The sequence below is a fragment of the Haladaptatus ordinarius genome, assembly GCF_054177595.1.
On record NZ_JBPEHH010000114.1, the window covers coordinates 1 to 11,256 of the forward strand.

An 11,256-nucleotide genomic window follows, 5' to 3' on the forward strand; every position below is an offset into this window, starting at 1 on the left:
TGCGAAGACAGTTCGTTCGGTGAAGCGGGAGATTTGCGTTGGCACACTTCGCAGTCTTCCGCTTCATCACCCTTACTCCAGCGACTTGATCCGGTGCTGTCTGGCGATTAAACACGGCCCGTGAAATACACTACTCGTTCACAGAGGGCACCGTCTATCTGTCTGGGAAAAATCCATATAGCTTGGTTACGCGTTCTAGAGTATCAGATGACCGACCACCCAGATACTGATACGACTCCAATCACCGACCTTGCCACGTTCATAGCTAACCTCAAATTCGGCGATATTCCCACCGATGCTGTCCGTCTCGCCGAACGATGTGTTCTCGACACAGTCGGAGTAACCGTCGCTGGTATGACGGAGGGGGCCGGTAAAGCAGCGGCAGAAACCTTTGAGCGTTGGGGAGATGGCAACGCAAAACTCCTTGGTCGTAATCAGACCCTCCCGCTCCCGACGGCTGTTTTTATCAATGCGACGGCAGGCCACGGACTCGACTTTGACGATGTTTCGTGGGGGATGGGCGGGCACCCGAGTGTCCCGATGGTGGCACCCATTCTCGCACTTGCGGATGATGAGGACGCATCTGGGCGAGCGGTGATTACCGCATATGTGGCCGGCTTCGAAACGCAGTGTTATCTGAACGCACCGATTAGTCCGCATCACTACGAGCGTGGATGGCACGCGACAGCGACACTCGGCACATTCGGTGCGACTGCAGCTGCTGCCTCAATACTCGACTTGGACCAATCACAGACACGACAAGCGTTGAATATCGCAGCTTCAATGCCTGCTGGTTTGAAACGCAATTTCGGTTCGATGACGAAACCAATGCACGTCGGTCAGGCCGCCCGCTCTGGTCTTACTGCTGCACTGCTTGCAACAGAGGGTTGGACGGCGGCCCCGAACGCAATCGTTGGAGACCGTGGCTTTCTCGATCTCTATAGCGGCGGTGTTGCCCCGAGCTATGATGCATTTTACGAACTTGGTTCGCGCTGGGCACTCCTTGGGGATGGTGTACACGTCAAGAAATACCCATGTTGCTACTTCACACACTCGACCATCGCAGGCGTCGTCGACCTTGTCGAAACACATGATATCCCACCACGTAATATAGCCGAGATTGATGTTGTCGCTTCAAAGGGGACGGCTGACGCCTTGCATCACGATGACCCAGAGAATGGCCTTGAGGCAAAGTTTTCGATGCCATACGTCGTTGGGTACGCCGTAACGAACCGGATGGTCGATTTAGCCGCATTTGACGACGAGAATGTTGACGACCCGACAGTACAACGTGTTCGTGAGACGGTTTCACTCTCAGTCAATCCCGAACTGGACTACGACTCGAATGCAACAACGATCCGCCTCCACACGACGGATGGTAGTTACTACGAACACTCGCTCGACCACCCTCCGGGGACGTACTCCGACCCGCTTTCTCGAGAGACACTCCACGAGAAATTCCGAATGTGTGTCGATCGCGCAACCACTACGGATAGCGAGGAAGCACTCACGGCATTAGATTCCCTCCGTGACCAGCACACTATTACTCCTATACTCACATATCTTCAGTGAGTTACCGAATAGTAACCACTTCGACCCAAACATATTTATCACTTGTCGGCAGTGTTCAGATTGAGGTATGCGAATCCTAATCACGGGAGCGAACGGTACCGTCGGACAGGCAATCCTCTCGGAGCTCGGCGACCACGAGGAGTACGAATTCACGTGTCTTGATAAAGACAGTCATCCAAACCGGGAAACGATAGTCGCCGATATCACCGATTACGACGACATCCGGCCTCATTTTGATGGCCACGACGCTGTCATCCACTTGGCTGCAATCGTTGATTTGAGTGGATCGTGGGACGAAATCCTTCAGGCCAATTTCGTCGGGACGTACAACGTTCTACAGGCGGCAGCAGAGGCCGAAGTTGAACAGTTCATCTTCGCCTCGTCGATCCACACTGTTGGCATGTGCGAACTCGACTTAGCACCCGAGCTATACGATCCCGACTACGACCTCGAAATCGATCACGAAGTACCTGTTCAACCAGACTCCTTTTATGGTGTCTCGAAGATCTTTGGAGAAAGTCTCGGGCGACTCTTTATCGAGAGTCATGAAAACCCATTGGCCGATGTCCATCCTGCATTTGCCACGAACACACGCGACTTCCCGAAGCGTTTCTATTCGTTGCGAATCAAGAGCGTCCGCGACGCGGAACACGATCACCCATATGGACTTGCAGAGGAGGGCGTTGAAGCCGATCTGTGGACACGTGCTAGCCCGGATTATGAATACATGGCGGAACGGCTGAAAGCAACTTGGCTATCACACCGAGATCTAGGTCAGTTGGTCGACCGTTGTCTCCAAGATGAAACGGTGGACTTCGATATTTTCTGGGGCGTCAGCGACAACGACGCAACGTGGGTCGACCTCTCGCACACCCGTGAAGTACTTGGCTACCAACCCGAGGACAATGGAGCAGAGTGGACTGGCCCACCCACCGAAAATTAGGAGTGTGTTGTCGAGAGTGTCGCCGATCTGGTTCTGTTTGTTCTCTCGGTCGTTACGACGATGCTTCTTTTGCCGATTTAATCGACCCTACACTTTATGATATAGTGGTCAAGAATAGAGGTATGGTTGCCACAGGTGAGTTGGAAATATTCCGTCACTCGCTAAAGAGCATCGTTGAGGAAATGGGGGTTACGCTCCAGCGGACCGCCTATTCAACGAATATCAAAATACGACGTGATCACACTTGCGCGCTTTTCGATTCGGAACTCAGACACGTAGCGCAGCACGATATCGCCCCCCAGCACATCGGGTCGCTCGTCTCAGTTGTTCCAAAGAACATACAAGAATGGGAGGACGACCTGGCTCCCGGTGATGGTATTCTCATCAATGATCCGTACAAGGGTGCTGTCCATCTGCCAGATGTCATGCTCATCTCTCCACTCTTCCATGAGGACGAGATTGTAGGGTATGCTGCAAATTCAGCACACCACGTGGATATCGGTGGTGGAACACCTGGTGGCATTCCGAACGATAGCACAGAACTATACGCGGAGGGCATCATTATCCCCGGTGTCCACGCGGTGAAAAACTGGGAGTACGACGAAAACATTCTCTCACTAATTCTGCGAAATGTTCGCGAACCAAAAATGCGGCGTGGAGACTACCAAGCACAACTCGGCGCGAACAACATTGGAGAGCAGCGATTCAACGATCTTTACGATACGTACGGCCACGACCAGCTTACAACGTATCTCGACGAACTTCTCGATTACACTGAACGTCGTGTTCGCACAGCTATCATGGAACTTCCCGATGGCACATATTCGGCGTCAGACTACATGGATGGCGACGGAGTTGTCGACGAGCCAGTCAAACTCAATTTAACTATCCGTATCGACGGAGACGAGATGACAGTCGACTTCGAAGGGACTGCACAAGAGAACAAAGGGCCATTGAACTGCACGCCAGCGATGGTGTTCGCAGGGACGATGGCAGTCATAATGGCGTTTATCGGTGAGGATCTCCCAAAGAACGACGGATTCTATAGACCGTTCGAGTTCAATACACCAGGGGGAACGATGGTCAATCCGACGTACAACGCACCAGTGGCCGGTGGTTGGGAGATACCCATGCGTGCTGGCGACCTCGTGACGAAAGCACTCGCCGATGCCATTCCCGATGAGACGATCGCAGCGACGAAAGGAATCGTTTGTAACGTCGCGTATGGTGGAACAGACCCACGAGATGATGGTGAGTACGTCTACTACGAAACCGTCGCTGGTGGCTATGGTGGGCGAGCAGAGAAAGACGGAATGGACGCAGTCCAAACACACTTTCAGAATACCGCAAACAGTCCAATAGAAGAACTCGAAACCGAACTTCCGGTGTACGTCCGACGATACGAACTTATCCAGGATTCCGCAGGAGCAGGACATCAGCGTGGTGGTCTTGGTGTTCGGCGTGATCTCGAATTCTACGATCACAGCGCTTCTTTCTCCTTGCTCACTGAACGAACGCGGTCGAAACCATGGGGATTGTTCGGTGGCCACAGTGCCATGCCGTCACGCTTCGTTCGTAATCCAGAATCTAATGACGAAACAATGTTGAACTCGAAATCGACCACGCAACTCGACCCGAACGACGTCGTCAGTGTTCAAACGCCAGGCGGTGGAGGCTATGGAGACCCGCTCGACCGTGACCCAGATCGTGTGCTTGCCGACGTCCGAAACGAGAAAGTATCTCTTGAACGAGCCAGAGAGGAATATGGAGTCGTGCTATTAGATGATGGAACCGAAGTCGACGAAGTGCAGACCAGACGATTGCGCACTGAGCTCCGTGAGGGGACAGCGACTGAGGGAGGTGATTCGGCATGACGATTCGACTCGGCGTCGACACTGGCGGCACTTTCACGGACGTAGTGCTCTACGACGAGGAATCGGGAGAGATACATATCACAAAGACACCATCTACACCGCCGAACTTTGACGAAGGCGTGTTGAACGGTATCGATAAGATACTCTCACAGACAGAGGCAACCCCCGAGAACGTCTCGTTCCTCAGTCATGGTACCACCGTCGGTACGAACGCTGTCCTCGAGGATGATATTCCAAAACTCGGCCTCATCACGAACGAAGGGCTCCGTGACGTACTCGAGATTGGGGATCAGACACGGCCAGAACTGTACAATCTCCAAACGGACAAACCTCCGGCACTGATTCCACGTTCCCACCGTCGCGAGGTGGCTGGTCGGATTAATGCACAGGGTGATGTCGTCGATGACCTCGATGAGGATCAGGCGAAAGAAGTCATCCATGCGTTGGTCGAAGACGACGTGGATTCGATCGTCGTGTCGATGCTGTTTTCTTATTTAAACGATGATCACGAACGCCGAATCGGCGAGTTGATCGAGCAGACTGACGGAAATATCTCGTATGCGCTTTCGTCTGCCGTGTATCCTGAAACTCGGGAATACGATCGAACTGTAACGACGGTTCTAAACGAAGCAGTGAAAGTTCGCATCGCGGACTATCTCGAGCGCCTCGATTCAGGTATCGACGAACGAGAGCTCGAGATACCGTTAAATATCATGCACTCCGGTGGGGGCATCTTCGGACGGGAGCAGGCGACGGAGTTCGCTATACGCACCGTTCTGTCGGGACCTGCCGCAGGGGCAGTTGCCACGAGGGATGTGAGTCGAACAGAAGACCATAACTATGTAATCGGCCTCGATATGGGGGGAACGAGTGCCGACGTCAGTATTATCGAAGATGGAGAAATCGTTAGATCGACTGAAGGAGAGATCAACAATCTCCCAATCAACACACCACTCATAGATATCCATACGGTCGGTGCAGGAGGCGGAAGCATCGCATGGGTCGATAAAGCAGGAGGACTCCGGGTTGGCCCACAGAGCGCCGGTGCTGATCCAGGTCCGATCTGCTATGGTCGAGGGGGGACTAATCCGACGGTCACTGACGCCAATCTGGTACTCGGTCGCATCGATCCAGAGGGGTTCCTCGAAGGCGATATCGAGGAGGCTACAGAGCAAGCCGAGAAGATTCTCGAAACTGAAATCGCAAATCCTCTCAGTGAATCAGTGGAAGAGGCAGCGTTGAGCGTCCTCAAGGTGGCGAATGCGAAAATGAGTCGTGAGATACGACGAGTAACGGTCGAGCGGGGGCGCGACCCTGCCGAATTTTCACTCGCTGCATTTGGTGGGGCCGGACCACTCCAAGCAGCGGCTGTGGGACACCAGATGGATATGAGTTCTATCATTGTCCCTCGAAATCCAGGCGTCTTTTCGGCGCGTGGATTGTTACTCGCCGATGTCCGGATGGACGAATCCGAAGCGTATCTTGGCCGCCAGCCACATGCAGAAACTACACGTGACCAGTTTGCTAATCTTGAATCGACGCTTCGAAAACGGTTTGCTAATCAGGGCTTTGAGAGCGATGTTACTATCGAGAAACACCTCGATCTTCGGTACAAGGGCCAGTCATATGAGCTGACGGTACCAGTGGCAGGCAACACTCTCTCGGAAAAGACCCTCGAAGATACCATTCAGCAGTTCCACGAAGCACACGCTCAGCTTTATGGATATTCTATGCCCGAAGAACCAGTCGAGGTGATTACTTTACGAGCGTCTGGTCATATCGCTACTCCACCGGTGACCGATCATATCGATGTTCCGGTGGCCGATGCAGTTTGCGATACGCGTGAGGTATACTTCGAAGGCCGTGGTTACGTTGCAACTGATGTCTATTGGCGACCGCACCTCACGACTGGTAGTCGAATCAATGGGCCAGCAATTATCGAAGAACCGGGATGCACTTCGCTCCTCCCGCCAGCCACGTCTGCTGAAGTCTCCAAACACGGCTCGATGATCCTCTCACTCTGAGATCGGCCCACCATCGGATGTGTCTTTAGCCGTACAATCTCCGTAACGACAGAATCTCGTCGTTCAGTTATTATTTAACGCCAATATGAAAGTCAATCATCAAAAGAATTATTAATGCGTTCTACTGTTTCCATGGTATGGTGCGGTATACCAATGGTGAACAGCGGAGAAGTAGTGCAAGTCGTCGCAATTTCCTAAAGGCCACAGGCGTTGCGACTGCAACTGGAATTGCGGGTTGTATCGGTATGGGTAATTCCAGCGCCCCAGACAGTGTCACATTCGGACAACCAGCAGCCCTGACCGGCAAGTGGGACTTCCTGCAACCAGCAGTTTCACAGGCCAGTGACCTTGCAGTCAAGCAAATCAACGATGCTGGAGGTCCGCTCGGAGCAAAGCTCAAATTAAAGCGACGAGATACCGCTGTCAGCCCACAGCAAGCGAAATCAGTCTTCGAACAGCTCATCAACAACGACAACGCGATTGCGATCAACGGATTGTTCTCGAGCGAGATAACACCGCTTTTCGATTTCCTCGTCGAAAAAGAGGTTCCGATCAACACGCCCTGGCCTGGCTCGACTGCTCTCGACACCAAAGGTGGAGATCACGAAACACCGGACAAGTTGAGCGATGACGAGTGGATTTGGCGGACGACTATCAGCGATACTGTTCACACTGCCGGTGCAGCGAAAAATGCGCTCAGCAATGGGACAAAAAAGGTCGGTGTAATCAACGGGACGTCTCAGGGTGAACGGTCGTGGGCTGATGCGTTCATCAGTGCATACAAGAACGGCGGCGGAAAGGTGGTAAAGAAAGTCGAAGTTGAGGAAGGAAAATCAAGCTATCAGGCTGAACTCGAACGGCTGTTTCAGGCAGACTTCGATGGCTTCGTTGTCGCACTTGCTCTTGAAGACGCGACAACGCTGCTTCGTGATTGGTCGAACGCAGGATATGGCAACCAACCGATTCTGGAAGACACCCTCGCTTCGAACGACCTCGTCAAGGCGGTCGGGAAAGACTTGAAAGGAGCGTGGGTCTCATCCCCCACTGGGCAAGGTCCATATTATAAGGAGTTCGTTTCGGCGTTCAAGAAGGCAGGGGATGCTGAACTTCACGCATGGGCAGCGCCTGCCTATGATGCGGTGGTATCTACTGCGCTCGCGTTGCACAAAGCGGGTGAGGCGTCCACGGAAGCTATCGAGAAAAATCTCGGACCGATCACGCGCGATGGCGGTACTAAAGTTTCGACCTTCGAGAAAGGTATGAAAGAAATCGACAACGGAAACGACATCAACTTCCAAGGTGCTGGGACACCGGTCAACTTCACCGGCTATGGCAACGTCTTGGGCGATGTCGCTATCACGACGATGACCGGTAATAAGTTCGAACAGACGAAAGTCATCAAGGCGAAGGAACTCTCCGGAGTTGTCGACGAATACTAAACCTCACATCATTCTATGGGACTCGCACAGAACATCGTTTTCGGACTCGTGGACGGGTCGTACATCGCAATCGCGGCGATTGGATTCACCCTTATTTATGGTATAATAAATATGATAAACTTTGCATATGGGGAGTATATGACGATCGGTGCCTATGCAGGCTACCTCGCTGCTACGGTATTCACTCAATCACTCCCACTCGCGATCGGAATCGCACTCGTAATCGGGGGAATTGGGAGCTTCCTCCTCGCTCGTCTGTTCTTCACCCCGCTTCGAAAAGCCGGGAGCATTCCCCTTCTTTTGACGTCGATAGGTCTCGGACTCATCCTCAGGAACGCGATTCGACTCACTGCGGGAGCTAAAGCACGGTATTTTCTCGGTGGGGCGACGACACGGTATCAGTTCGAGTTCCTTCCCGACCTGACCGTTCTGAAAATCAATATCCTCGGTGACTTCTTCGTCACAAGCCAGCATCTCACGGTGATTGCGATTGCCATCGTAGTATTCGTCGGAATGCATCTTGCTCTGACGCGATCTCAATTCGGAATCGCGATGCGAGCGATGGCTGACAACGAGAACCTTGCACTGGTAACCGGTATTGATACGAACCGTGTCCGCGATGCGGTGTGGATCATCGCAGGATCGCTTGCCGCGCTTGCCGGACTGCTACTTGGGATCCAGACGAATGCGAGTGCTGGACTTGGATTCGGTCAACTCCTTCCAATCATCGCGGCTGCGATCCTAGGTGGAGCGGGGAGTCCCTATGGAGCCATTCTTGGAGCGTATCTGCTCGGAATCATCATGTCCGTCTCGATCGCGCTCTTACCGAGTTGGGCGACCCAACTCGGCACGACGGTTTCGTTTCTCGTACTCATCGCCGTCCTACTCGTCCGTCCGAATGGCATCGTGGGCAAGGAGGTTCGAAAAGCATGAGTTACAGGGATACAGTTGACTTCGATTCGATTCGACAGGATCCGTTGCTCGTCAGTGCAATTTGTGCTGGCATCGCAGTTGCAATCTTAGTACTCCCGATTACAATCACAATTCCCGGTACACTCAACGTCTTCTTTGAGGTTGGAATCCTGTTTCTCGTGTACTGCATCTTAGTGATCGGGTTGAATCTCCAGTATGGGTTCACAGGGCTGGTGAACTTCGGACACGTCCTTTTCTTCGCTGTTGGGGCGTACACCGTAGGCATCATGGCCGCTGTTGATCCGTTCGCTGGTATTGGTCTTGCACTTCCGTGGCCGATCGCCCTTTTGGCTAGCATCGTCATTGCTGCCATCGTCGGCGGAATCATCGGAGTGACAACGCTACGCCTTCGTGATGACTTTCTCGCAATCGTCACACTCGCCGCAGCAGAAATCTTCCACGATCTCACAGCCAGTTTTTCCAGTATCACTGGCGGTGAAACGGGACTACTCGGGATTCCACAGCCGATTGCAGACGCTGTTTCGAGCAATGATAAGGTGATGGTCACGACGTTCTTGATCTTAACAGCGGTCGTCCTCGTAGCCTATGCACTCGTTGAGCGGCTTACAAGTGCCCCGTACGGCAGAGTGCTTCGCGCCATTCGAGCTGATGATCTGGTGACCGAAACACTCGGGAAGAATGTCTTCAGGTACAAAATGCAGGCGTTCATTTACGGAGCTGTTCTAGCAGGATTCGTTGGAGGCCTCTATGCGATGTACAACGGATCTATCGCTCCGGGATTCTTCACACTCAATGTTACTGTGACGATCTGGATCGGAATGCTACTGGGCGGAGCAGCGAACAACCGTGCAGTAATCGTCGGACTTGCACTCATCATGAGCTTGCGACTCATGTCTCGGTTCCTCATCAACGTTTCACCCGTCACCCAAGACCAGTTCGCGTCACTACGGCTCATCCTGATCGGATTCATTCTTGTGATCATCATCCGATACAGGCCAGAGGGCATCTTTGGCGACCCGGATGAATTGGGGGTGAATCAATGAAGCTATTCGCTGCACACGGTCTTACGAAGACGTTTGGCGGGCTAACAGCACTTGATAATCTTTCTATTGAGATTGAGGAAGGTGACCTCGTGGGGATTATCGGTCCCAATGGTGCCGGAAAGACGACCTTCTTCAATTGTGTGACCGGGGTTCTCGAACCCGATCGTGGAGCCGTCGAGTTCGACGGCGCGGAAATTACGGGAGACGCACCTCATCAACTCGCACATCGTGGGATGGTTCGTACGTTCCAACTCACGCGGGAGCTGAAAACCATGACGGTGACCGAAAACGTTCGTCTTGCTGCACCGAATCAGCCAGGAGAACACACCATTCCCGCTCTTCGCCAGTCAAATAGTATGAAGCGTCGTGAAGCGCAAGTAGCTGACGAGGCATCCAGGCTCATCGATCGATTCGAACTCGATCATCTGGCAGACGAGTACAGCAGTAACCTCTCAGGCGGCCAGCGAAAGCTTCTCGAACTGGCACGAGCACTCATGCTCGATCCAAAACTCCTCATGCTCGACGAACCGTTCGCAGGTGTCAATCCGACGCTGACGAAGCGTATCGCTGAACACATCAACCAACTTAATAGCGAGGGGATGACGGTCGTCCTCATCGAGCACGAGTTGGAAACGCTCACAGAACTCGTCGACAAGCTAATCGTCCTGGCACAGGGCCAACTCCTTACGATTGGCAAACCAGAGGATGTTCTAGAGGACGAGCGTGTGATCGATGCATATCTCGGCGAATAGCGACCTCACTACTCTCCCCCACGAGATTCTTGCGTTAATCTTACATTTGATGGTGTATCGTAGGGGGCATCGATAGCTAATGCAACGTCGAGGAGTAGTCATCTCCTTTAGCGCTAAGTCTGTACTCTCCACTCCCAATACTGGTGGGTGCAGTTCGTGAATCCATTCTCGCCTGCTTCGTTCACAACCTCGACCAGACCCTGTGATCGCGAGATACAGACTACTTAGCTATCAGTAACGTCTGAGCGTTCAGGTGGCGTTCCGACCGACGGCGCAACGACCCGCTGGGGCCGAATATGAAAGAGAACTCGGGGATGGTCACGGGCGAAAGGGTATTCGTCAACCCCCCAATATCGCTGTGCCTGTTCGTCACTGAACGCCAGTGCCCCCTGCTCCGGCATTTTCTCCACTTCGCCGCGAACCTCCACGTATCGGTAAATATCCTCGGAATCGATGACGGTGACCGTAACACGTGGATCATGTTGCACATTCCTGTGTTTGCGCGTCCCCTTTTTTGTGACCACGAGAACGTGCGTACCGTCGTAATCTGCCCATACTCGGTACTTCCCATCGAGTCAGTGGATAGTCACGACTGACGGGGTTAGATTCTCAGGAAGCGTCTGGATGGGTGATTATGAGATTTCTCTACCATCCAGACACTGTTCTTACGGCTGCT

At 53.0% G+C, this 11,256-nt stretch carries 8 protein-coding genes and 1 pseudogene; 8 read left to right on the forward strand and 1 reads right to left on the reverse strand.

Translation table 11 applies throughout. The features are described 5' to 3' along the window. Positions 1-207: 207 nt before the first annotated feature. The 8 genes from ACR3FF_RS23090 to ACR3FF_RS23125 all read left to right on the forward strand — a co-directional run bounded on the left by ACR3FF_RS23090 (position 208) and on the right by ACR3FF_RS23125 (position 10,580). Positions 208-1,572 (forward strand): MmgE/PrpD family protein, encoded by a 1,365-nt coding sequence (locus tag ACR3FF_RS23090; RefSeq protein WP_458190488.1) that lies wholly within the window; start codon positions 208-210, stop codon positions 1,570-1,572. 67 nt (positions 1,573-1,639) lie between these two features. Then, a complete protein-coding gene (locus ACR3FF_RS23095; protein ID WP_458190489.1) occupies positions 1,640-2,515 on the forward strand; it encodes an NAD-dependent epimerase/dehydratase family protein in 876 nt (291 codons plus the stop codon). After that, positions 2,488-4,389, forward strand: coding sequence for a hydantoinase B/oxoprolinase family protein (locus tag ACR3FF_RS23100; protein WP_458190490.1), 1,902 nt, complete (start codon positions 2,488-2,490; stop codon positions 4,387-4,389). Before ACR3FF_RS23095 ends, ACR3FF_RS23100 begins: the two co-directional genes overlap by 28 nt. Next, positions 4,386-6,413, forward strand: coding sequence for a hydantoinase/oxoprolinase family protein (locus tag ACR3FF_RS23105; protein WP_458190491.1), 2,028 nt, complete (start codon positions 4,386-4,388; stop codon positions 6,411-6,413). The genes ACR3FF_RS23100 and ACR3FF_RS23105 overlap by 4 nt, the downstream gene beginning before the upstream one ends. A 137-nt stretch (positions 6,414-6,550) precedes the next feature. Beyond that, complete coding sequence (locus tag ACR3FF_RS23110) at positions 6,551-7,852, forward strand: ABC transporter substrate-binding protein (RefSeq protein WP_458190492.1); 1,302 nt, start codon at positions 6,551-6,553, stop codon at positions 7,850-7,852. A gap of 15 nt (positions 7,853-7,867) precedes the next feature. Further along, positions 7,868-8,785, forward strand: coding sequence for a branched-chain amino acid ABC transporter permease (locus ACR3FF_RS23115; RefSeq protein WP_458190493.1), 918 nt, complete (start codon positions 7,868-7,870; stop codon positions 8,783-8,785). Beyond that, a complete protein-coding gene (locus tag ACR3FF_RS23120) occupies positions 8,782-9,828 on the forward strand; it encodes a branched-chain amino acid ABC transporter permease (RefSeq protein ID WP_458190494.1) in 1,047 nt (348 codons plus the stop codon). The genes ACR3FF_RS23115 and ACR3FF_RS23120 overlap by 4 nt, the downstream gene beginning before the upstream one ends. Then, entirely contained in the window at positions 9,825-10,580 is a 756-nt protein-coding gene (locus ACR3FF_RS23125; protein WP_458190495.1) for an ABC transporter ATP-binding protein, read from the forward strand. The genes ACR3FF_RS23120 and ACR3FF_RS23125 overlap by 4 nt, the downstream gene beginning before the upstream one ends. A 224-nt stretch (positions 10,581-10,804) precedes the next feature. Here ACR3FF_RS23125 and ACR3FF_RS23130 read toward each other — a convergent pair. After that, positions 10,805-11,119, reverse strand: a pseudogene (locus ACR3FF_RS23130) (pyridoxamine 5'-phosphate oxidase family protein); the annotation flags it as partial. Between the last annotated feature and the right edge of the window lie 137 nt (positions 11,120-11,256).

Coding starts and splice junctions, on each gene's coding strand:
- ACR3FF_RS23090 (WP_458190488.1), top strand. CDS start 208: ATGACCGACCACCCAGATACTGATACGACTCCAATCACCGACCTTGCC.
- ACR3FF_RS23110 (WP_458190492.1), top strand. CDS start 6,551: ATGGTGCGGTATACCAATGGTGAACAGCGGAGAAGTAGTGCAAGTCGT.
- ACR3FF_RS23105 (WP_458190491.1), top strand. CDS start 4,386: ATGACGATTCGACTCGGCGTCGACACTGGCGGCACTTTCACGGACGTA.
- ACR3FF_RS23115 (WP_458190493.1), top strand. CDS start 7,868: ATGGGACTCGCACAGAACATCGTTTTCGGACTCGTGGACGGGTCGTAC.
- ACR3FF_RS23120 (WP_458190494.1), top strand. CDS start 8,782: ATGAGTTACAGGGATACAGTTGACTTCGATTCGATTCGACAGGATCCG.
- ACR3FF_RS23095 (WP_458190489.1), top strand. CDS start 1,640: ATGCGAATCCTAATCACGGGAGCGAACGGTACCGTCGGACAGGCAATC.
- ACR3FF_RS23125 (WP_458190495.1), top strand. CDS start 9,825: ATGAAGCTATTCGCTGCACACGGTCTTACGAAGACGTTTGGCGGGCTA.